Source organism: Neorhizobium sp. BT27B, from assembly GCF_050455485.1.
GTDB lineage: Bacteria > Pseudomonadota > Alphaproteobacteria > Rhizobiales > Rhizobiaceae > Neorhizobium.
The window spans coordinates 78322-99854 of the sequence record NZ_JBCIYT010000011.1 but is presented as its reverse complement, the minus strand read 5'-3'; the positions used below and the strand labels follow the sequence as shown (position 1 = coordinate 99854).

Annotated in this window: 17 protein-coding genes; 2 read left to right on the top strand and 15 right to left on the bottom strand. The window is 57.9% G+C overall.

What is annotated here, in order from left to right; all coding sequences use genetic code 11:
• Positions 1-189 precede the first annotated feature (189 nt).
• The 3 genes from AAIH70_RS24380 to AAIH70_RS24370 are packed head-to-tail and all read right to left on the bottom strand — an operon-like array spanning position 190 to position 4875.
• The gene (locus tag AAIH70_RS24380) at positions 190-1179 is read right to left on the bottom strand and encodes a hypothetical protein (protein WP_430036014.1); all 990 of its coding nucleotides are present in this window, start codon (positions 1177-1179) and stop codon (positions 190-192) included.
• A complete protein-coding gene (locus AAIH70_RS24375; protein ID WP_430036012.1) occupies positions 1179-3677 on the bottom strand; it encodes a S8 family peptidase in 2499 nt (832 codons plus the stop codon). Before AAIH70_RS24375 ends, AAIH70_RS24380 begins: the two co-directional genes overlap by 1 nt.
• Positions 3670-4875, bottom strand: coding sequence for an AAA family ATPase (locus tag AAIH70_RS24370; protein WP_430036010.1), 1206 nt, complete (start codon positions 4873-4875; stop codon positions 3670-3672). The genes AAIH70_RS24375 and AAIH70_RS24370 overlap by 8 nt, the downstream gene beginning before the upstream one ends.
• Positions 4876-5241: 366 nt before the next feature.
• Here AAIH70_RS24370 and AAIH70_RS24365 point away from each other — a divergent pair, with 366 nt between their 5' ends.
• A complete protein-coding gene (locus tag AAIH70_RS24365) occupies positions 5242-5730 on the top strand; it encodes a GNAT family N-acetyltransferase (RefSeq protein WP_430036008.1) in 489 nt (162 codons plus the stop codon).
• 108 nt (positions 5731-5838) lie between these two features.
• Here AAIH70_RS24365 and AAIH70_RS24360 read toward each other — a convergent pair whose 3' ends face one another.
• From AAIH70_RS24360 to AAIH70_RS24350, 3 genes are all read right to left on the bottom strand, one after another.
• Entirely contained in the window at positions 5839-6264 is a 426-nt protein-coding gene (locus AAIH70_RS24360) for a pyridoxamine 5'-phosphate oxidase family protein (RefSeq protein WP_430036006.1), read from the bottom strand.
• A gap of 151 nt (positions 6265-6415) precedes the next feature.
• The gene (locus AAIH70_RS24355) at positions 6416-7360 is read right to left on the bottom strand and encodes a homocysteine S-methyltransferase family protein (protein ID WP_430036004.1); all 945 of its coding nucleotides are present in this window, start codon (positions 7358-7360) and stop codon (positions 6416-6418) included.
• 211 nt (positions 7361-7571) lie between these two features.
• Entirely contained in the window at positions 7572-10166 is a 2595-nt protein-coding gene (locus AAIH70_RS24350; RefSeq protein ID WP_430036002.1) for an ATP-binding protein, read from the bottom strand.
• 160 nt (positions 10167-10326) lie between these two features.
• Between AAIH70_RS24350 and AAIH70_RS24345 the strand changes: the two genes are divergently transcribed.
• Positions 10327-10608 carry a DUF4242 domain-containing protein gene (locus tag AAIH70_RS24345; protein WP_430036000.1) on the top strand — a complete coding sequence of 94 codons (282 nt, stop codon included), beginning with the start codon at positions 10327-10329 and terminating at the stop codon, positions 10606-10608.
• A gap of 142 nt (positions 10609-10750) precedes the next feature.
• On the opposite strand, the gene AAIH70_RS24340 is transcribed toward AAIH70_RS24345, so the two are convergent.
• From AAIH70_RS24340 to AAIH70_RS24300, 9 genes are all read right to left on the bottom strand, one after another.
• Positions 10751-11119 carry a response regulator gene (locus AAIH70_RS24340; RefSeq protein ID WP_430035998.1) on the bottom strand — a complete coding sequence of 123 codons (369 nt, stop codon included), beginning with the start codon at positions 11117-11119 and terminating at the stop codon, positions 10751-10753.
• A 67-nt stretch (positions 11120-11186) separates the two neighbouring features.
• Positions 11187-13028: a PAS domain-containing protein gene (locus AAIH70_RS24335; protein WP_430035996.1), complete on the bottom strand. Its 1842-nt coding sequence runs from the start codon at positions 13026-13028 to the stop codon at positions 11187-11189.
• A gap of 368 nt (positions 13029-13396) precedes the next feature.
• On the bottom strand, positions 13397-14176 hold the full coding sequence (locus AAIH70_RS24330; protein ID WP_324185311.1) for an SDR family oxidoreductase: 780 nt from the start codon (positions 14174-14176) through the stop codon (positions 13397-13399).
• A gap of 10 nt (positions 14177-14186) precedes the next feature.
• Positions 14187-15335, bottom strand: a complete 1149-nt coding sequence (dgoD, locus tag AAIH70_RS24325) for a galactonate dehydratase (RefSeq protein ID WP_430035994.1) — start codon at positions 15333-15335, stop codon at positions 14187-14189.
• Between the two features lie 13 nt (positions 15336-15348).
• Complete coding sequence (locus AAIH70_RS24320; protein WP_430035992.1) at positions 15349-16977, bottom strand: GMC family oxidoreductase; 1629 nt, start codon at positions 16975-16977, stop codon at positions 15349-15351.
• 27 nt (positions 16978-17004) lie between these two features.
• Complete coding sequence (locus AAIH70_RS24315; protein WP_324185314.1) at positions 17005-17892, bottom strand: aldose 1-epimerase; 888 nt, start codon at positions 17890-17892, stop codon at positions 17005-17007.
• A gap of 6 nt (positions 17893-17898) precedes the next feature.
• On the bottom strand, positions 17899-18906 hold the full coding sequence (locus AAIH70_RS24310; protein WP_324185315.1) for an ABC transporter permease: 1008 nt from the start codon (positions 18904-18906) through the stop codon (positions 17899-17901).
• A 12-nt stretch (positions 18907-18918) separates the two neighbouring features.
• Positions 18919-20445 carry a sugar ABC transporter ATP-binding protein gene (locus AAIH70_RS24305; protein ID WP_430035990.1) on the bottom strand — a complete coding sequence of 509 codons (1527 nt, stop codon included), beginning with the start codon at positions 20443-20445 and terminating at the stop codon, positions 18919-18921.
• 114 nt (positions 20446-20559) lie between these two features.
• Positions 20560-21531: a substrate-binding domain-containing protein gene (locus AAIH70_RS24300; protein ID WP_430035988.1), complete on the bottom strand. Its 972-nt coding sequence runs from the start codon at positions 21529-21531 to the stop codon at positions 20560-20562.
• Positions 21532-21533: the final 2 nt, after the last annotated feature.

The window sequence follows — 21533 nt, the reverse complement described above, 5'->3', positions numbered from 1 at the left end:
TATGAGGCCGGAAGCAGACCGACAGCTCCAGGCTAAGATGTGATGGAGAACCGATGATTTTGTCATCCCTCCTGAGATGCTCCCGCTGCGGCTCGGCGGATTGAATTACTGCTTGACTCTGGTGGATCTGACAATGGGGCCGAAGAACAAGAGCAACTTGCTGAGAAAACATCCTGAAAGTATGTAAGACTATCCGTCTTTCGGAAATTCCACAGGTTGCGCTGGAATACTGACCCTCATCTCATCGAGCCATCGGCCCGAAATCTTAATGTCGGCGGACATCCGATATGACGTCGTTTGAAGATACGTTCCGTCCGGTTGTTGGATTACACTCATAAGGAAGCCTTCCGGCTGGCTCACGGACTTGACCGGGATCAGGTCTTGCACGATTTGCCCGATCACAGCGCAGTAAGCCTGTAGGCATTGAACCGCAAAAAGTTGATGCTGTTTGGTCTGCAGGACTCCGATGGTGAGCAGTGCGAGCCGATAAACACGGTCACGCTTTTTTAAAATTACGCTGTCGTTGAATCTGACCTCAGGAATGCCTTGGTCGGTAGCGTATAGCAGCCGGTTTCTCAGGTTAGCTTCGTTATGTACAAGCTGTCTGATCGATGCTTCGCCCCGCGACGACGCAAGCTGCTGTAACTGCGCATCGAACATGTATGCTTTCTCTTCATGGTTCATTCGGAGCATGTAGTTGAACGGATGGTCGACGGTTGCAAATTCTCCGGCTACCTTGCCAGTCAACGCGCCCAGATCGAGACTGATCGAGAGCATTGGACGGTGTCCACGGTTTATGGACAGACGTGGAGGCGGCATGCCGGTTTCAGCAAGCAGGTTGCCGACAGCATCAAGGAATGGGGATACCGCCGCTTTATGCGGATGCTCCCATGGGTTTAGCTTCTCCGATCCCGGATATCGGCGCTGTTTCATCGCGAGTATCAAAGCCGTCGCCGCCTCTTCCTCGGCCGTGATGGCCCGAAAAAGCGACATTTCACTGTCGATCGGGTGAAGTGTCCATGCTCGTCTCAAATGATCGAAGGCGCTACGAAGACAATGCTTGATGCGACCGCCAAGCTTGTTGGCAGACTCCTCAGCAATTCCATGATGATCCTCCCAAGGTAGCTCGGAAGGTCGATCTAGCGAAGGCCCATATGTGGTTGAAATGTCGGTCGTCATCAGACACGCGGTGTGATGCGAGCTGCAGTTCGGATATCCGCGATCTGTGTGCCCAGAGCTTGAAGGCTCTGACGCATATCGTTGAACACCGGCTGTTCGGCATCAGGATCGCTGATCGTGACGATTGCCGTGAAAGGAACACCCTCTTCGGGCATAACCTCCCCGGCGCGCGTGAGGTAGTTCACAAACAGCCGCCAGTTGGAGGAAGGGCCTTTTCCCTGCGGAAAAGTTTTCGCGAGAACCTTCACAGGGCTCCACTTCAGATCATGTTCGATACGCTCGGCTTCGATCCCTGAGCCTCGTCCGGAAGGGAGATACAAGGGTTCCAAGCGTTGCCTCCATCCGCTCGCTTCCTCCTGCTGAAGCGCAGCATTTATATTGACGCGGACAAATTCCGAGCCGAACCGGGCATCGAGTGGCGGAGTAGAAACCAAGGTGACTTTCGCATGGCCACGGCATTTTCCGCCAGGGCCGACGAGCGACGGAGGCCAAGAGAAGCGGAAACTGATCTGCTGATCGCGCTGGATGCGCGATGCGAATACAAGCGTGATAGCGTGCTCGCCAGTTTCAAGTATACGATCAGCCGCAGGCGGCATTCCGAAGCCAACCATATGCTTTGCTATCGGCGCCAGCGGCTTATCTCGCAATGGTGCCGGTATCTCTGCGTGGTGGACGAGCAAGCCGATCAGCGTCTCCCGCGAAACTTCTCCTTCGATCAGATGATCCAGCATAGCGGCCGTCTTCGCGACAAGCGGCGAAGCATAGCTGGTGCCACAGCCATCAATGATCGTCCCGTCAGGGAGAATTGAGAACAGCCCATGACCGAGCGTAGAATGAACTGTGCCAGAACCGCCAATATGGGCTAGGTCAGGCTTTACGCCCGCGCGCAGTCCCGGACCTCGCCGACTATATCGGGTTGGAGCAAATGCGGTGCATCCATCGTGGCCCGGCGGGTTGAGAGCAGCTACTGCGACGTTTCTCGCGCTTTCCGCGGGGGTCAGAAGGCCATCATTCCGGGCATTCACAAGGTTGGTGAGAGCCGTCGTCGCATCGGCCGGCCATTCAGGGCGAAGGTCTTGCGGCTGGATGTTGCCAGCAGAGATGAAAATCACCGCATTATTCGACTCGGCGATTTGATCGAGCCTGGCCGCGTGTGGGCTGTATCGATCCGGCGCCGCGGCCTGAAGGATATTGAGGCTCATATTGAACACCCGCACGTCATGTCGTGCGCGTGCATCGGAAACTGCTGCTTCCATTTCATCGAAGAACTGCGGGAGACCTTCCGGGTAATAGGACGCGAATGCGCCGGCGGCTTCACTCGGAAAGACCGCCACATCCACCATTTCCACGCCGTCGTGCTCGGCGCAGGTCTCGGTACCATTTAAAAGCGATCCCGCTGCAGCCAGACCGCCAATAAAGGTGCCGTGGGCTTGATCAGTATCTTCCTCAGCAAGGATATCCCAGCGATCAATAACCCAGTCGGACAAAGCCGCGCTTATGCCGCCGTCGATGATGCCCATTCGTGGGTAGGTACGTTTGCTATCACGAACCGGAATGGCAGCGGTAATTGGACGTGAGCGGGCAGATGTTTGGGCCGGGCCGGATGCTCTGATCACGATGCCGGGCAGTTCGATTCGTCTGACCAGCGGATGTTTGTCGAGAAACGTCAGCAACTGAGCATGGCGCTTCATATCAGGATTGAAAGCCGCCAAATCTCGCCGTCCTTCACCAGACGGCGTTTCGTTGATGCGCAACACTGGCTGATCGTTCGATGCGTCGAGGCGAACAGACAGTAATGGTTGGCCGTGCCGACCGTCTTTGAGCTTTTCGACAGACAGACCACGATTGAGAGCTTGGAAACCTGCAATGAAGCTTTCCACCAACCGGCGATGGCCGGTGTCGAGGCGGTCCCAATCTGCACGCGGTGGCGGGACATCAAACAGTTCTACCTGATAAGCCCCACCAGTCATTGGGTTTGACAGCCATGCGATAGCCTGCTCTGCGGAGAAATCACGCCGATCAGACGGACCATAAATCTCCAGTCGGTCGACTGCTCCGGTCTCGCTTCTCCTGATAGACGGGCGAACTTCATCCTTGCCGCTTCTCTCGTTCCGGCGAATTGTAGTCTGTCTTTCGCACCGCGCTATTTCGCCGGCCACCTGGCGCAAGGTATCTGGTCGCGCTTCAATAATCATGACACCGAGATCGCCACCGCCTACCACGGGGGTACGGCCAGGTCGAAATAGGCTAGCGACGGGGCGGTGGCTCTTCGCCCAGGCTTCACGACGAAGGATCACTTTTACGAAGCCAACATCGCCCTGTGACTGGGCGCTCAAGATGCCAGATATGGTATCGATTTGACTTATGAGCGCCTTCTGATGGGTTACGAATTCAGAATCTTGATGCGCGAAAAAGTCCTTCTGGCTTCCGCCAGGATTGGTTTCGCGAGCCTCTTGATAATTGTCGGTATTCAGAACGATCTGGATTGGGCTAGCCATTTATGACCTCGTTCTCGCCATTTTTCAGCGTGCGGCCGAGCTGTCGACTGACGGTGGATTTGTCTTTCCCTGCTACTGCACCAATGTCGGCGAGAGAAAAGGCCAAAGCAGGATCATCGCGCATCGCCCGAAAAAGATTGGCGGGTTCGTCAAACAGAAGGGCGCGACGGTCACTTTGTATCCTTCCGGCATTCAAGGTAGCGAACTGGCGCAATGTGTCTAACAGTCCGCGCTTATCTTCATCACGGAAGGTTGTCGCCTTTTTGTAGGTCCGGACGAGCGATTCTATTTCCGCGCCGGTCGATCCTTCGGTGAACCAAGCGATCAATCGCAAGTGGACGTCGGGAGCTTTGACCGGAGGCATGAAATGGGATGCGATTGCTTGACGCATCCAGAAGTCAGGCTTCGGAATTTCCAACTGAACTTCAAACCGCCGCCAGACGGCTGGATCAAGCAGCTTCTGATGATTAGTAATCCCGATCGTGAAGCCGATGTCACGGCGGACGTCGAGATTTTGGAGAAGCGCGTTGACCACGCGTTTGATTTCCCCGACTTCTTGGGGATCGTCCCGAACTTTGGCAATCGCATCGAACTCATCCAGCAGCAAGACGCAACGATAGCGGTTTGCGAACGTGAAGAGGTTCCCGATGTTGCGAGCGGTAGTCCCCAAAAACGAAGAGACAAGACCGTCCAGCTTTACAAGTACGACAGGCAAATCGAGCTGCTTCGCGATCCAAAGAGCCAACCGCGTCTTGCCGGTGCCGGGCGCGCCATACATCAAACATGTCTTGGACGGCCTGATGTCGATTTCTGCCAAGGCATCGAAATTTGCCCATTCTTCAATAATGGTTTCGACCGCCTGCGCAACCGACGAGTTGAATAGGGGAGCGGCCGACTGGATATCACTTGGAAAGATGATGTCGGCGAGCGCGGCGGCGGTTTCCCGATCTACCGGGACCGGAGTGTTCCGCGTCAGTGTCTCCCCAAGCATTTGAGACTTCGAGCGCTCAATCCTACTTGGCGAAAGCTCTTTTGTGCGGTCCGCGCTAGTGAGGATGCTGGTCAACGCAGCGGACTGCTTCGGCTCTCCGTCCTTCGCCAATGCGTCTCTTAGCCGCTCTATCTGTTTCCGGAGGGCCGGTGATGCGTCGGCTATTGCTGCACGACACAATGCCTGCACGATTGAGAAATGATCCATGGCAATTTCCTGCGCACTTGCTGCGTCATTATGAGTCAACGATGCATGTAGATCAATATTAGGTGCATTTCAATCCAAATCGTTGCATATTTCCGGTTATTTGTCGCTTGTCCGTCGCATGTGTTGCGATTGGCAGCTTAATCGTTGCAGTGCTCGTTCGAAGTATCAGCTAGCCTCAGCGTATGTCCGAAGCGTTGACTCTCTAGAGGAACGAATGACCGCTTCTGGGGCCAAAAGCTTCAATTTTAAGGACCGAGATGAGGGCAAAGATCAGTCGGGATGCGTGTGGCAATGACTGATGCTGGGGCCTAGCCGAAAATCGAGACTACTGATCTGGAAGGGATCAGACGTCTTGTCGATCTTCCCTTGGAAGATGGCTATTTTCTGTGGCCAACACCTAACGGCGCGGAAAGCAAACAGGTGAAAGACTTGCAGGCGATGATGGCCAGTGCCGGGCTTGTTCCTTTTTCGGGATCGATGTTGACGGGCGAAATCGCCAGTGCGACCACAATTGCGATCACCGACGCAGACGCGAATGTGGTTTCCACCGCTCACGGCTATATGCCGCACAACGCCTACAGCCCCTACAGGCAATACGCGTGGGGTGGCCTGGTCGCTGTCGCGGAGTCCTGTCGTGGCCAAGGGTTGGGCAAGTACGTCAACGCCCTCATGATCGAACGCGTCTTTGAGGAACTCGGAGCGAGCCATGTCTACGAGCTGGTGTCGGCGAGCAATATCCCGTCCAGGCGAATGGTGGAGGCATGTGGGCTGAGGCTTGAGCCAAGGCTACATGCGGGATCGCCACGCATCGAGAAAGCGCGCGTTTTACAAAATAGGATGCAAGTCTTCACTTAGCATCGATTGGCCGCTGATGGTCCACGGTAGCCATCGTGCGAGCGCGCGAAAAGATCGACGCAAGAAAGACTTCTATGACATCAGTCAACGGTGGCGCGGCAAGACTGGTCAGAAATAGACCTCGAAGACCTCTGGCGGTTGCTTGGTGAAATCCGAGTATCGTGCCCACCGTGGCTCGACCCTGAATATCACCGCACCTTTTTCGACGAACTCTCTCTCCGCTGGGACACTGTTGAGATGTGCCTCCTGGTGGTGCGCGATATCGGGGGCTGGCACCCTCGATGCCTCGCCTTCGTATTGCACCGTAATTTTGTCGTCCCATCCGACGACGATCGCGACGCTACGACGTTTCGAGAGATTTTCGAACTTGCGCGTCTGCTCGAACGTGTCGAATACTATTTCCAGGTTATCGCGCACAGAGAAGTCGATCGTCGCGGCTTCAGGCGTACCGTTTCGATGCGATGTCGCAATCACCGCTAACGTGTGCCTCCGGAGGAATTCGAGGATCGTACGTTTCGATTGAACATCATCCATTGCTTCGTCCTCCCTATTTCCATCGACCCCTGGGCATGCTCTTCCGCATACCAATCGTCGAGTGGCAACATCACAGGTGACGGAACCGGGAACTGAATCTGGTCGTACCTGGGATAGCGGATGCGACACCGAGCAAAAGCCATAAACACCTTCACCGACAGCGAAACTGACCGACGCTGTGTGCTATCCTGCCAATATGACGCGCATCGGTACCACAACAGCCGCCCCAGACATTGATGTGAGGGTACCGTTCCGCCAAAGCGCCCATCTGATGGCCAAGCTCTTCGGGATCGCCGTCCTCCAGATGGCCAAGCTTGCAGAGTTCCAGGGTTTCCATGGCGACCGCGTTGGGCATGAAGCCGCCGAGCCGCTTTGCCCAGGTTCCCACCGTCAAGGCAGGCTCGAATTCTGTCGGATGGGTGCAGTTGATCATGTAATAGGCTGGCGCGGCATCGGTGGCGGCATCGACCATTTCGATGGCTTGCTGGAGGGTTTCACCATTCGAAAGCAACCCGCCTCGCTTGACGAAGAAGGAAATGACGATCGGAAGACCCGCAGAAACAGCCGCCCTGGAAATGCCGATGGCTTCTTCGACCGACGAAAACGTCATCGCCGTGATCATGTCTGCGCCGGCTCGCTTCAACGTGAGTATCTGTTCGGAATGATAGTCTTCCGCCGACGCGGCGTCGATCATCGCCCCCGTCTGATAGGCATCGCCGCGCGGTCCGATTGCCCCGCCCACGATCATCGGCGTTTCTGCGGAATGATATTCGCGCGCAATGGCTCGATAGAATTCGATCCCCCGAATATTGATCTCCTCGAGCGCCTGCGGGGAGTAGCCGATGAGGGTGCCCCAATCACGGCTGGCGCGGTAATGCAGGCCCTCGTTGATGACGCCGAAGCCCTGAGAGACCGCAGCTTCCACGAGCTTTCGCTGATATTGTTCAAGGCATGCCGCGCCTCGCCTGTCTTCAAGCAATTCAAAGCCGCAGAAGTGGCGTAGCGTGAAGCCGTCGACATACTGGAGCCAGGTCTCAAATCCACCTCCGGTGGCCATGAGTCGACCTTCGAGCTGCGGAAGAATATTCATACCCATCGCCCTCTTCGTTCATTTTGGAAACCGACTTAGATTACTCCGCGACGCGTCACATCTGTACAAAAATTCCTCGCCTCTTGACCCGCTTATCGGTGTCATCGGGAGCGGCGGATAGGTCTCCTGAACTTTCAGGTTTTGATGAGGTACGATCCGGCGACCTGTCGTTGAATGAAATAAGCCTCCAAATATCTCATTATTGGCTTTGTTGTGGTTATGAAAGCAGACCCCGACTACGAGCGTGAGATGCAGCAGCTGTCCGCGTTTTTGCGTTGAGCTTGGCGAGGATCGAAGAAACGTGGTGATCCACCGTCTTGGCCGAGACGAACAGCAACGCAGCTATCTCTCCGTTGGATTTACCCAGATCAACCCATCGCAACACATCCATTTCGCGCATCGTCAGGCCGGCCGGGTTGGCCTTCGTGCTCGCCCTTGGACCACGGGCGGCAACACGGCCAAGTCGGCCACGTATGATCGCACGGACATGCTGGGCAACTGCCGAGGCTCCCATGCCTTCAAGCAGGTCTAGTGCGTGATAGACGGCATCATCGTCACCATCGAGGAGTGTCATGGCCTGCCAATATGGCGATCCCCTCTCGCTCCAGGTCTCCGCTGCGGCCGCCCAGTCACCAGCCAGCATCTGGCGAACGACCGGGTCTACGCCGAAAGCCGAGTCGAGCGAAACATCTGCTCCAAGTTTTCGTTTCCAGACAAGCAGCAGCGAAACAGCGGCGTCATCCCTGGAAAGAGCAATGGCCTGATCGAGCAAACTCAAGGCTCGTCCGATGTCCTCCAAGCCCAACCAAGCCCGCTCCGCTATCAGCTCGGCATAGGGTGCCAGTCTCTGCAGCTCCCTGCCCGTCTCAAGAAAACGCGACAGTTCCTCCAGTAACGCCTCTGCCGGCTCACCACGCCGTGTCCAGAGAACCGCGAGCGCAAGAACATTCGGGTATCGTGACAAGGGAGGCGCATTGACGTTGCCGACGACCAAGCTGGCCGCCTGCTCCGCCTCGTCCCAGCGGCCGAGATAGGTGAGCAACTCCGCCTGTTCACCACGCATGTAGTCACGCCACGTATCGAGGTCGTGTTCGATACAGTAGCTAATTCCACGCCCGAGAAAATCCTCGGCGTCTGCGACAGAATGCAAACGCAGCTCTATCCAGCCTCGATTGGTGAAACTACGAGCTGCGTGCTCCTCGAGCTGGTGAGCGAGGGCAATTTCCAGACTACGTCCAAGGAGATCCCGGGCTTGATCGGGGTCACGCCACAAGACTGCGGTGCCAACATTATTGAGTGCATGGCAGAGAATATCGGGTCTGCCGATAGCTTCCGATTGCGCCAGGCCGATCGCGCGCTCCCCATAAAGACACGCTGTCTCCGCGTCGCCTGCGAGCATACTCAGTTGCGAGAGATTGGAATATGCCATGGCGAGCTCCGCTCCCTCAGGCTGCGCCTCCAGGAGATCCACGGCCTCCTTTCCATAGGCGTCGCTATCCTCGCGGTTGCCTGCGAGGTAACTGAGCCGAGACAGCCACCGCAGGCTTTCGCCCTCTCGCAATGGCGCGCCGAGGCGGTGATGAATAGCGAGCGCTTTTTTCTGTGAAACTATGGCCCGCTCGACCTGGCCGACCAGGTGACATTCGAAGGCGTGGCGTTCATACTGGTCTGCCCGCTGCTTTTCGTCAAACGCAGAGGCGTGGGTCAATGCAAGTTCATAGTGCTTGATCGCCTCGCGATGGGCACCCAGCCTTGCCGCTTCTGCTGCCGCCTGCGGTGCCAGTTCACAGATGGCAGCGATATCCTGCGCTTCGTTCGCATGGTGTATCAACCGCACCCACGGCACATGCTCGGCATGGCGGGAGGCTGCCAGGGCCGCTGCGTTCAAGCCACGACGACGAAGGGGCGATAAAGATTGCTCTATCACCTGGCGAGTGATCTCGTGACGAAACGAGTATGTTCCGTCAACCCGACGCATCAGGCCGCAGTCGAGGCATGCCTGCAAGGATTTTTCGGCGCCATCGCCGCAAATCGCATCGAGAGACTTGAAGTCGATTGCATCGGGAAAGATCGAGGCTGCCGCAAGAACATCCCTATCAGGAGCCGTTAGACCCTCCGCACGCGCAAGAACGGCATCGCGAACGGTTCTCGGCATCACCATCCAGCCGCCCGCCTCGAGCAGCTCGGTAATGAAATAGGCATTGCCCCCGGTGACACGAAAAATCTCATCACCGTCCAAACCGCGTAGCTCTGCAAGTTCACCTACGGCAGCCCTGCTCAATGCAGGGACGTCTATTCGCCTCTGACTGGTGGCTGGGATATCGCCCAAGGCTTTTCGCAAGCGTGATTGTAAACCCACATGATCATCCCGTGCCGTCAACAGAATCAAGATATGCGCGTCGCGGATCCGTCGCCCCAGATATCGAATGAGGTTCAGTGTTGAATCATCGGCCCAGTGGATGTCCTCGATCACAATCAGGCTCGTGGGCGCTTCCTCGCTCAACAGTCGAAAGACCTCGGAGAACAAGGCGATCAGACTTTCGGTGTACGAAAGCGTCTCTGACAAGGCCCACCCAGCTTCGCGAGCGAGGTCGCGCAAGGGGCCGAGGGGCTCTGCCGTACCGAAATTCTCGCATGCACCCCGCAAGACCCGTGTAGTCTTACCCACGAGATCGGTGAATATGTTGACGATCGCGGATTTTCCCGCTCCGGCCTCGCCCACCAAAACGGCGACGTGACCATTTCCCACAGCGGCTTCGATCAGAAGCGACTGCAGTTGTTCGAGTTGTTCGGCGCGCTCCAAGAGTTGCATGACGTCTGACCATCATCGTCCAGCGGCGTTGAACGCAACTAAGCGCAAAAAATGGGGAATGCGCAAAGAGAAAATGGGGACATTCCCCGAAGCGAGTTCTCCTACCTGAGGGTATCGATCTCATGGTGAGGACCATGAAATCCATTGAGGAGACGTGAAAATGCCAAAATACCTGATCGAGAGGAACATCCCGGGAGCATCCAAGCTCAATGCCGAACAGCTCCAGGGCATCTCGGCTAAGTCAAACGATGTTGTTGCAGGCCTCGGCGTGCCCTATGAATGGGTGACGAGCTATGTCGCCGGCGACAAGATCTACTGCGTCCATGAGGCGGAAAGCGCCGAGATCATTTATAGGCACGCTCGCGAAGGTGGTTTCCCCGCTGATCTGGTGACCGAAATTGCATCGCAGATCGGTCCGGCGACGGCGCATGGCAGAATTTAGACGGTGATCGACGCGACGTGTTCTGAAAGAAGCCGTCGCGTCCATCCATTTGTGGCTCAGCACCCCGCCTACGGCGCGGCTTCCATGCGATCACCATCGATGCCGTTGTACACAGCAAGCACCTGACTTTCTCAGATTGGAATTATTGAGCCATCATCTCTCGGATGGACCGAACCACGACATCCGGATTGTACGGCTTCGGCATGAACCGCGCCCGTACCGGCAGGCTTTCAGTCGCGACCGAGCGAAGACCGGAGGTGACGATGATGGTAAGGGGGGGCCATCTGTCACGAACCGACGCTGCAAGCTTGAGGCCGTCCACTCCGCCCGGCATATCGACGTCCGTAAACATCACTTCTATGCGCGGATTAGCGATAAGTATCTCGATCGCGGCAACTGAATTTGCGGCTTCGAACACTTCAAAGCCCGCATCTTCCAGTTCATCGACAATGCCCATTCGAACGAGGGCCTCGTCTTCGACAACCAAGACGGCGGTTCGTTGAGCAATCATGACTGAAAGTTTCTGGTTAGCCGGATCCCGTAGACTGGAGGACAAAGCGAGACATTTTCGCGTCGAGCTAGCCAAGTTTGGCTGTTAGTATGCATACAACGCCTCCCGAGGGGTAAATGATCCGTACATCGCCTGAGAAATCTGCAGCAAGCACGCGGGAGATAAGACGCGACCCGAAACCCTTGGTCTTCGGCTCGGACACAGAAGGTCCTCCGCTCTCCTGCCAGACGAAGTTGAGATCCTGTCGTCCATCGGCGGCCCTCGCCAGATGCCAGGATATTCTGACACGGCCGGCGTCGTTTGAAAGTGCGCCATATTTGGTCGCGTTGGTGGCCAGTTCATGCAGCGTGAGCGCCATCGACAGGCTTTGCTTCGGCGTCATCTCGAAGTGCGAACCATCGATATCGAAACGGCCGTCAGATCCGCCATGGGGCGCAAGTGCCGCTCGTAGCGTGTCATGAATTCCAGCGCTTTCAAACGTCGTAGCCATCAACATATTCTGGGCCTGCGCCAATACATGCAGACGCGCATTGAATGTCTCTCGCCGCTCAGCAATATCTTCTCCACGCAATGTTTGCGTGGCGATTGCACTCACCATCGCCAGGAGGTTCTTGATCCGGTGCTGCAGTTCGCCACTGACCAACTGCTGCCGCGCCTCGTCATCCTTTCGGTCCGAGACATCCCGCACTGTACCCACGAATTTCGTTGCGCCGTCGGCTGTAACAGTTTTCGCTCTGGCATGAATCCAGCGGCTAGGCATGCCGGGGCGTTCAAGCATCCTATACTGGACATCCAGGATCCCACTGCCACTTGAATCCAACGCCTGCCCCGCTGACTCGGCAAGAGCCAGCCGGTCATCGGGATGAACGCGGGATGTGAAATTGTCGAAACTCGCCTCTTCATCAGCCAAACGATGGAGCAAGGTCCTTGCCCGTTCGTCCTCTTTGATATCAACGAAATGTCCATCGACCACCGTGCATTCCCAAACGCCCATTCCAGCCGCGTCAAGTGCAAGCTCGAGCTGAAGATCCTTTCGGCGGAGCGCGAGTTCGACGTTTTTCAAGTCTGTGACGTCGCTTCCCTCCACAAATATCCCGGTGACGACACCATCGGAGCTGAAAATCGGCTGATAGACAAAGTTGAGGAATGCTTCTTCGTAGGGAGCGTCTGGCGAACGCTGGATCGCAAAGCTTACACTGCGCCCAATGAACGGCTTTCCCGTTGCATAAACCTCGTCCAGCAGTTCAAAGAAGCCCTGCCCTTCGACGTCCGGAAATGCCTGGCGAACGGGTACACCGATCAGGTCGCGATGCCCCACAAGCTGAAGATAGGCCTTGTTGGTAATCTTGAAGACGTGCGCCGGCCCTTCCAGCACACACATGAAGCTCGGAGCATCGAGCAGCATCCGCCTTAACGTGTCGGCTTCGGCTTTAGCTGCTTCCTGTTCGGCCGCAAGCAGTTCTGCAACCTTTGCCCGTGCCGAATGCCCCTCGCTGATATCACGAGAAATCGAGAGGAGTTGGGTGGGCGTGCCGCCACTATCGAGAAGCGGCAGGACCTGGACATCCCAGAATCGATCGTTACCCCGCGCGGTCTTGGCAGAGCCTGTGAAGCGGGCCGGACGCCCTGAGGCAGCGATTGAGACGGCATTACGGGCGGCGACATTACCCTCGTCTGTCCAGAAATCAGGCCACGGGCAGCCTTTCAAGGAATCGAAGTCATCCACCTCCATCACGCGCTTGCCGCCTTCGGACATAAAAAGGAGATGTCCTTCAAGATCGAGGATCTTGATGCAATCATCTGAGGCGGAAAGCACTGCTTCCAACAGCGCCACCGGGTTCACACGCTCGGTGGCGAGGGCGTCAGCCAGTGTTTTAACAGGCCCGTCATTGTTGTTTGAACTGGACATAGAGACGAGCAAAGCCTTCGAGGAGAAACTCACCCAGTCTCGGTACCAGATGCGGTTGCACAAAGACAAGCCGTCGGCGTAGTTGGGCTGCTTGCACGGCTTAACTGAAGATCTGGCTGGCCATTTGCATCTCAACCCACTGATCGGCACATCAAACCTTCAACGCATTGAAAACAACCTTGAACGTTGGCGAGTTCTGCCGTCTGCTGGGATAGCACAGGTAAGCATGGACGGCCGTTGGCATCGAACGCCTTGAACAGATACGAACTGTCGATCCCGTTATTCGAGAAAGATCATCCTCTGACGGCGAGACCCAACCAGCTGAATCCAATGTCACCTTTCTAACCAGTCAGCGAAACCTCGCCGCTTCAGGCTGGGTGTTGCTGGACACTTAAACCACCGTCCACGGTCAAACATGTTGCATTCATGAACGGACACTCATCCGAAATCATGAACACTGCCGCCATAGCGATTTCCTCCGGCGAGGCGATCCGGCCACCTGGATGCAGTTTCATCGTCTCCGCCTTGGCGGCCACAGGATCAGGAAAGCTGTTCCAGTAGTCGATGACTTTCTGGGTCGAAACATAGCCGGGCGCGAGTGCATTCACCCGAATGTTTTTTGGCGCATATTCCAACCCGAGCGATTTGGTCATGCCGAGCAGCGCGTGTTTTGCCAGCGGATACGGGAATGTATGCGGAATAATAGTGAAGGCATGTGTCGAGGCGATGTTGAGAATGACGCCGCCGCCGGCTTCTATCATGCCGGGTAGAACTGCCTTACAGCAGTTCCAGGCGCCCTTGAGATTGATGTCGAAACAGCGGTTCCACTCCTCGTCCGTCGTCTCGAGAGGCTCTGCAAAGACATTGACACCTGCGTTGTTGACCAGTCCGTTGATCGGCCCGATCTCCTCGGCCGCCTGTCGAACTGCGGCGCTGATCGCGGCGGCATCGCTGATATCGGCGCTGACCCATCCGACCCTGCCTCCGGCCTGCCGCATCGCTGTTGCCTCTCGGGCCAGGAGGTCGGCATCCCGATCAACCAGAAAAAGGGCCGCTCCCTCCCGCAGAAAGGTTTTAGCGATAGCAAGGCCGATGCCCTGCGCCGCTCCCGTCAGAAAGATGTTTTTGCCCGACAGCCTGCCCGTCATCACACTCTCCTTACCACTCTGCAAAACTGCCGTCTTCGTGACGCCAGATCGGATTGCGCCAGCGATGGCCTTCCTTGGCGCGCTCGATCACATAGGCCTCGTCGACCTCGACGCCGAGGCCCGGTCCCTGCGGAATGCTGACAAAACCGTCGGCATATTGGAACACGTCCTTGTTTACGATGTAGTCGAGGATGTCGTTCGACTTGTTGTAATGGATGCCAAGGCTCTGTTCCTGGATGAAGGCATTGTACGAAATGGCATCGACCTGCAGGCAGGCGGCAAGCGCGATCGGCCCGAGCGGGCAATGCGGCGCGAGCGCCACGTCATAGGCTTCCGCCATGGCCGCGATCTTGCGGCATTCGGTAATGCCGCCAGCGTGCGAAAGATCCGGCTGAATGATGTCGACATAACCATCGGACAGGACCTGTTTAAAATCCCAGCGGGAATAGAGGCGCTCGCCAAGCGCGATCGGCGTCGAGCAATGGTTGGCGATTTCCTTCAGCGTCTCACGGTTTTCCGAAAGAACCGGTTCTTCGATGAACATCAGCTTGTAGGGTTCGAGTTCCTTGGCAAGAACCTTGGCCATCGGCTTGTGAACACGGCCGTGGAAATCGACGCCGATGCCGATATGCGGACCGACGGCCTCGCGGATGATGGCGATCGTCTCGACCGCCTTTTCCACTTTCTCGTTGGTGTCGACGATCTGCATTTCCTCGCAGCCGTTGAGCTTGATCGCCTTAAAACCGCTGGCAACCACCTCTTTGGCATTGCGCGCGACATCGGATGGGCGGTCGCCGCCGATCCAGGAATAAACCTTGATCCGGTCGCGAACCTGGCCGCCGAGCAGCGAATGCACCGGCTGGCCGAGCGCCTTGCCTTTGATGTCCCACAGCGCCTGATCGATGCCGGCCAGCGCCGACATGTGAACGGCGCCACCCCGGTAGAAGCCGCCCCGGTAAAGAACGGTCCAGTGATCCTCGATGAGGAACGGGTCCTTGCCGATGAGGTAGTCTTCCATCTCGTGGACGGCGGCCTGCACAGTCAGCGCGCGACCTTCCACGACCGGCTCGCCCCAGCCGACAATGCCTTCGTCGGTTTCGATCTTCAGGAACAGCCAGCGCGGCGGAACGATATAGGTGGTGAGCTTGGTGATCTTCATGAGCGTGTCCCGATCAGGATAAAATAAGTTCAGCCGCTTTGCCGGCGGCCGCGAGAACGGCGGCATTGGTATTGCCGCTGACGATTGTCGGCATCAGAGATGCGTCGATCACCCGCAGGCCCCGGCTTCCACGCACCCGCAGGCGCGTGTCGAGAACAGCGTCGGGATCACCGTCATGTCCCATCTTGCAGGTTCCGACCGGATGATAGCCGGTCTTGACTGTCCGCTTGCAATGAGCAGCAACCGCCTCGTCGCTATCGATATCGGTGCCGGGGAAAATCTCCCTGTCGATCAACTCGCGCATCGGCGAAGCGTCCAGCACGGTACGGGCAAAACGGAAGCCCGCCATGGTCAGCCTGAGATCGTCCGGATGAGCGAATATCTGCGTATCGACGATCGGATCGGCGAACGGATCGCTCGATGTCAGCGTTACCGATCCGCGCGCCTTTGGCCGCAGCAGCAGCGAATTGATCGTGACGCCGTCACCGGGTTCGGTACCCATCACGTCGCGGTCGAGATAGACGGTCGGCACACAGAACATCTGGATGGTCGGGCGTTCATTGTGTCCATCCGGGTCATAGAAAGCGCAGGTTTCGACGCCCGTCGTCGAGGCCGGGCCGGACTTGAACAACAGATATTGCAGCCCGGCCTTGATCATCGGCCAGCCGCGATCCTGCTTGTAATAGCCAAACGACCCCTTGGTTGTCGCAACGACCGGGCATTCGTAGTGATCCTGCAGGTTCTTGCCGACGCCGGATAGCGCGACCTTTGTCCGTATCTCGTGCTTTGAAAGCTCCGCTTCCGGGCCAATGCCGGAAATCATCAGCAGTTTCGGCGTTTGGTAGGCGCCAGCCGCAAGAATAACCTCAACGCCCGCCTCAGCAGACTTCGGTGTCCCATTCTGGACGAAATCGACACCGACGGCGCGATCCCCTTCCATGCGGATTGCGGTCACGGTGGCATCGGTCTCAATGGTCAGTAGCGGATTGTTCATGACGGGCGCCAGAAACGCATCGACGGCGCTTGACCGCTTGCGCGTCTGCCAGTCGATCGTGTGCTGCATGAAACCGACGCCGAACTGTGCGGGGCCGTTGAAATCGGGATTATAGGGAATGCCCATGCCCTGCAGTGTTTTCACATAGGTGCGGGTCATCGGGCTTGTGTGGCCCAGGTGCGAAATTTTCAAGGGGCCGCCGACACCATGATATTCGCCGGCAAGATGATCGTTGTCTTCCTGTGCCTTGAAATAGGGAAGGAGATCGCGGTAGGACCACGCACCGTTATTCTCGGCACCCGGCCCGGTGGTGAGCTCATTCCAGAGATCAAAATCTGCAGCCTGCCCGCGCATGTAGACCATGGCATTGACCGTACTGCCGCCGCCCAGAACCTGGCCCTGCGGCACGATGGGCCCGCGACCATCGAGCTGCGGCTGCGGCGCCGTCTTGTGCATAGCAAGGTAGGTATCCTTGGCTAGGAACTTCATGTAGCCGGCGGGAAAGTTCATGATCGGATTGGGCTTTGCCGGGCCGCGCTCCAGAAGCAGAACGCGTGCGCGGCCGTTCTCGACGAGCTGTGCCGCCACAACGCAGGCGGAACTGCCGCCACCGACGATAATATAGTCGAACCGACCGTCCTTAGACATTTTCACTCCCAGAGGGTATGCGCCTGGTCACAGATCCTCCGGCCGCAGCGTGATGCTGCCCGAAAGAACCTCGCCCGGATTGAGTATTTGAAGCCCGCCAAGACCCGGCAGGTTGTGGCCGTTGGCGACATGCGACATCGGCTCGAAGCAGAAATAGTCCCGCTTGAACTGCGGATCGAAAGCCGTGTCGGAGACGAAGACAAAGCCATGCCGGAACAGCGGATCGGCGGTCAGCCGCAAGCGTGTGCCGCGCTCCGGCCAGGAGACGACCGCTTCGCCGGACCAGTCTTCGAAACCGTTATTGACCCAGCGATGCGGCAGGGACGACGGCTCGCTGAAATCGAGAGCCTGCGGGATATCCGTCGCCTCGCCCGGCAGCCAGCCCTCGATCTCGGTCCATAACTTTTTCGCTGGAGCCATCAGGGTCGTCTGCGGCGTCATCGGAAAATAAGGATGCCAGCCGAGGCCGAACGGCAAAGCCTGGTCTCCCTCGTTTTCGACGGAAAGCGTCATTTGCAGCGCATGGTCCGTCAGAGCGAAAGCCTGCGTAGCGCAGTAGGCATAGGGCGTGCCGCCGCCGCGATGGCGAAAGCCCATAACGATCCTGTCGGACGTATGTTCATCCACCCGCCAGACCGACTGCCAGCCTTCGCCATGCAGGTAATGCCGATCCCAGACCGTATTGGCCGAGAACCGGTATTCATGCCCCTCGAATTCGAACCGGTTGTCCTTCACCCGATTACCGAAGGGAACGAGCGGATAACAGGATGACGAAAGCGCGTCGGCATTGCCCGGGGCTTCGCGCAGCAGCGGGACCCGCACGCCATCCTGCTGCCGCCAGAAGCCGAGAATCAATCCGCCATCCGTCGAAACGGTGAGGGACAAGGGTCCCGAAGTCAGATCAAGCGCCGTCATCGAGACTTATCCCTTGTTGCGCGACAGGCTGCGCTTGATCGCCTGAATATTGGCGAGAACCGCAATCACGATGATCAGGCCCCGAACCACCTGCTGGAAGAATGGATTGATCCCGAGCAGCACGAGGCCATTGCCGATGAGGGTGATGACGAGGACGCCGAGCAGCGTTCCGAGCATCGAGCCCCGACCACCCGACAGAGCCGTGCCGCCGACCACGACGGCCGCGATCACGTCGAATTCGAGGCCGTTTGCGGCCGTCGCGTTGCCGGATCCCAGACGCGAGACCAGCAGGATGCCTGAGATCGCGGCCATGGCGCCGCCGATGGCGAACAATCCCACACGGATGCGCGCCACGCTGATACCGCTCAGGAATGCCGCATGAGCATTGCCGCCGATGGCGAAGACCGAGCGACCGAAGGCGGTGCGGCGGCTGACGAAGGCAAAGGCGGCGAACAGGACGAGCATGATGATGGCCGCCGGCGGAATGCCGAAGATAGACCGGTCAAGCGCGTCCAGAATATCGTTGCGACCGATCGAAACCGGCAGCGCGTCCGTGATGAACAGCGCCGTGCCGCGCAATGCGCTCCACATGCCGAGCGTGCCGACGAAGGACGGCACATCGAAATAGGCACGAAGGATGCCCGGAATGGCGCCTAGCAAGGCGCCGAAGACGATGGCAAGTGCAAAGGCAATCGGCGTCGGAACGCCCCATTGCAGCAAGAATGCAAGCGAGACGGAGATGAAGGCCACCATCGGGCCAACGCTGACGTCGATTTCGCCAGCAATGATGATTAGCGTCACAGCCCAGGCGGCAATGCCGATCGTTGCCGCATCGCGAAGAATATTCACCTGGTTGTTGAACGAGATGAAGCCCGGCGCAGTCGATGCAAAGATGATGTAGAGCACGACGATGGCCAGGAACAGGCTCAGCTCGTTCATGTGCTTGGAAAATGCAAGGCCGGGAGCCTTGGGTTTTGCGGAGGCCGCCGGCTTGGCAGCATTGTCGAGTGACATCCTCTGTCTCCCTCAGTGTCCGGTGATGCAGGCAGCCATGAGGCGGTCCTGATCGATGTTGGGTGATTTGAATTCTTCCTGAAGCATTCCGTCCCGCAGCACGATGGCCCGGTCGCAAACCAGGGGGAGTTCCTCGATCTCACTCGATACGAAGATCACACTACGGCCCTCGGCCGCCAGTTGACGAATGATCGCATAGATCTGCGCCTTCGCCTCGATATCGACGCCACGCGTCGGCTCGTCGAGCAGGAGGATGCGGCTGCCGGCATAGACCCAGCGACCGATCACAACCTTCTGCTGGTTGCCTCCGGACAGAGTGCCAATAGGCGTATCCGTGCGCGCGGCCTTGATATGCAGGCGCTCGATGATCTTGCGGGTGGCGTCCGCCATCAAGCTGACGGACAGGACACCACTCCGGCTGACGCTGGAGAAATCCGTCGACAACGTATTTTCGTCGACACCGAGCAGCGGTACGATGCCCTCTTCCTTGCGGCTTTCAGGCGTATAGCCGAAACCACGCCGGATCATCTCCTTGTAGCCCACCGATTTGACGGACTTGCCATAGGCAAGGATATCGCCAGCATCGAAATCGCGCACTCCCATGATGGCCTGCAGCAACTCGGTTCTGCCCGAGCCCAGCAATCCCGCAATGCCGAGAACCTCGCCCTTCTTGAGCGAAAAGGATACGGATGACAGTTTCGGGGCAAGCGCGAGATCGCGGACTTCAAGAACCGTTTGCGCTTGGCTCTGGTTTTCCAAAACGGCGGCTTGCGACGCTTCCGAACCGAGCATGAGGCGAACGATTTCGCGCGTATTGGCGCCCTTGACGTCGACCGTGTCGATGATCTTGCCGTCGCGCATGACCGTGGCGGAATGTGCGATCTGGCGGATTTCGTTCATCCGGTGGCTGACATAGACGACGGCAACGCCCTGTGCGGCCACTCGCGTTACCGCAGCCATGACCTTGTCGGCCTCAGCTGCCGCCAGCGAACTGGTCGGCTCGTCGAGGATGACGATCTTCGGCTTGCCGAGCATGGCGCGGGCAATTTCGAGAAGCTGACGTTCGGCGGGGCTCAAGCCCGCCACCAGCCGGTCGGCCGGCAGGTCGAGGCCAAGGCTCGCCATGGCTTCGTTCGCTTGCGCCTCCATCGCACCATATTGGATGACGCCGCCCTTGCGAGGCCAGCGACCGAGGAACAGGTTCTCGGCCAGCGTCATGCCCGGCACGAGGCTCAGTTCCTGATAGACGACGCGCACACCCTTCTCGAAGGCTTCCTGCGCCCGACCGGACCCGGTTTGGGTCAATGGCGCGCCATCGATCAGCACAGTACCGCTGTCGGGAATTTCGGCACCCGCCAACAGGCGGATCAGGGTCGACTTGCCGGCACCGTTCTTGCCGAGCAAGGCCCTGACTTCGCCGGACGCCAGGGTGAATGTTGCGTTGTCGAGCGCCAGCACGCCGGGATATTGACGGGTGCATCCCTTGATCGAAGCGACGGCTGACGCTTCGGCAGGACGGATCATGGAAACTGAGGTCATGGGACATTCCGTTGAAGGCGATGCCGCCGGATCATGGCAGCCGCGGGCTTCGGATCTTGCTCGTCAGCCTGTCCTCCCGATCACGTCGACGAAGGACAGGCAACACTTTTAGGCTCACGGAATTCCGTCAGCGTGCGCCTTGAGCCATGCCTTGCCGTCGTCGGACGACTTATAGACATCGATGTCATAGGCAACCTTGATGCCTTCCGGCGGGGTGCCGTCGATCGACTTGATCGCCTGCTCGAGAGCAAGCTTGCCAAGCCCCTGGCCGGAAATATCGACAACCGCCTTGATGACGGAGTTGTCGGACAGTTCCTGAGCGATCTCGGTAGTCATGTCGCCGCCGAAGACGACAACCTGACCGGCCTTACCCTGGCTTCGAACGGCGCGCGCAGCACCGAGCGTCGCACCACCCGCCTCGCCGAAAAAGGCATCGATATCGGGATTGGAAGACAGCATCGTACTGGCGACGGAGACGGCCTTATCGAGCACCGCGCCTTCCTGGTTGGCGACGATCTTGGCGCCCGGCACCTTGGTCATCAGGGCCTGTTCGAAGCCCTTGCGGCGTGTGACGCAGACCTCGACGAATTCGCAGTTCAGAACGGCGATCTTCGGGGCGTCCTTTTTCTGGGCGATAAAATATTCGGCCGCCGCATCGCCGAGCTTGCTACCGAACTCGAAGGGGTCTCCGACTGCATAGGCGGAGATATATTCCTTCATGTCGGCATCGTTCAGGCATGTATTGTAGCAGACAACCGGAATGCCGGCGTCATGGGCACGGCGGATGGCGCGGTACGACCCGTCGGCCGAAACCGGTGAGACGACGATCGCCTGCACACCGGCAGAGATGAGCGAATCGATGAATGTCGATTCCTTGCTTACATCGCCCTGGGCATTGGTTTCGACGATGTCGAGCTTGCGACCGGCAGCTTGTGCGGCGGTCTGGATACCTTTGCGCACGCCGGCATAAAAGCCTTGGGCGTCCATGTAGATGGCGCCGACCTTCAGATCTTCCTGCGCGAGCGCCGGCGACGTTGCCATTGCCACGGTGACGGCAAACATCGCAGCACGTTTCGTGAAATTCATCT

Excerpts from the sequence above, each read along its gene's own strand:
- AAIH70_RS24350 (WP_430036002.1), bottom strand. The coding sequence starts at position 10,166 with ATGCAACTCTTGGAGCGCGCCGAACAACTCGAACAACTGCAGTCGCTT.
- AAIH70_RS24310 (WP_324185315.1), bottom strand. The coding sequence starts at position 18,906 with ATGTCACTCGACAATGCTGCCAAGCCGGCGGCCTCCGCAAAACCCAAG.
- dgoD (WP_430035994.1), bottom strand. The coding sequence starts at position 15,335 with ATGAAGATCACCAAGCTCACCACCTATATCGTTCCGCCGCGCTGGCTG.
- AAIH70_RS24330 (WP_324185311.1), bottom strand. The coding sequence starts at position 14,176 with ATGACGGGCAGGCTGTCGGGCAAAAACATCTTTCTGACGGGAGCGGCG.
- AAIH70_RS24320 (WP_430035992.1), bottom strand. The coding sequence starts at position 16,977 with ATGTCTAAGGACGGTCGGTTCGACTATATTATCGTCGGTGGCGGCAGT.
- AAIH70_RS24345 (WP_430036000.1), top strand. The coding sequence starts at position 10,327 with ATGCCAAAATACCTGATCGAGAGGAACATCCCGGGAGCATCCAAGCTC.
- AAIH70_RS24305 (WP_430035990.1), bottom strand. The coding sequence starts at position 20,445 with ATGACCTCAGTTTCCATGATCCGTCCTGCCGAAGCGTCAGCCGTCGCT.
- AAIH70_RS24315 (WP_324185314.1), bottom strand. The coding sequence starts at position 17,892 with ATGACGGCGCTTGATCTGACTTCGGGACCCTTGTCCCTCACCGTTTCG.
- AAIH70_RS24300 (WP_430035988.1), bottom strand. The coding sequence starts at position 21,531 with ATGAATTTCACGAAACGTGCTGCGATGTTTGCCGTCACCGTGGCAATG.
- AAIH70_RS24340 (WP_430035998.1), bottom strand. The coding sequence starts at position 11,119 with ATGATTGCTCAACGAACCGCCGTCTTGGTTGTCGAAGACGAGGCCCTC.
- AAIH70_RS24370 (WP_430036010.1), bottom strand. The coding sequence starts at position 4,875 with ATGGATCATTTCTCAATCGTGCAGGCATTGTGTCGTGCAGCAATAGCC.
- AAIH70_RS24375 (WP_430036012.1), bottom strand. The coding sequence starts at position 3,677 with ATGGCTAGCCCAATCCAGATCGTTCTGAATACCGACAATTATCAAGAG.
- AAIH70_RS24335 (WP_430035996.1), bottom strand. The coding sequence starts at position 13,028 with ATGTCCAGTTCAAACAACAATGACGGGCCTGTTAAAACACTGGCTGAC.
- AAIH70_RS24380 (WP_430036014.1), bottom strand. The coding sequence starts at position 1,179 with ATGACGACCGACATTTCAACCACATATGGGCCTTCGCTAGATCGACCT.
- AAIH70_RS24360 (WP_430036006.1), bottom strand. The coding sequence starts at position 6,264 with ATGGATGATGTTCAATCGAAACGTACGATCCTCGAATTCCTCCGGAGG.
- AAIH70_RS24355 (WP_430036004.1), bottom strand. The coding sequence starts at position 7,360 with ATGGGTATGAATATTCTTCCGCAGCTCGAAGGTCGACTCATGGCCACC.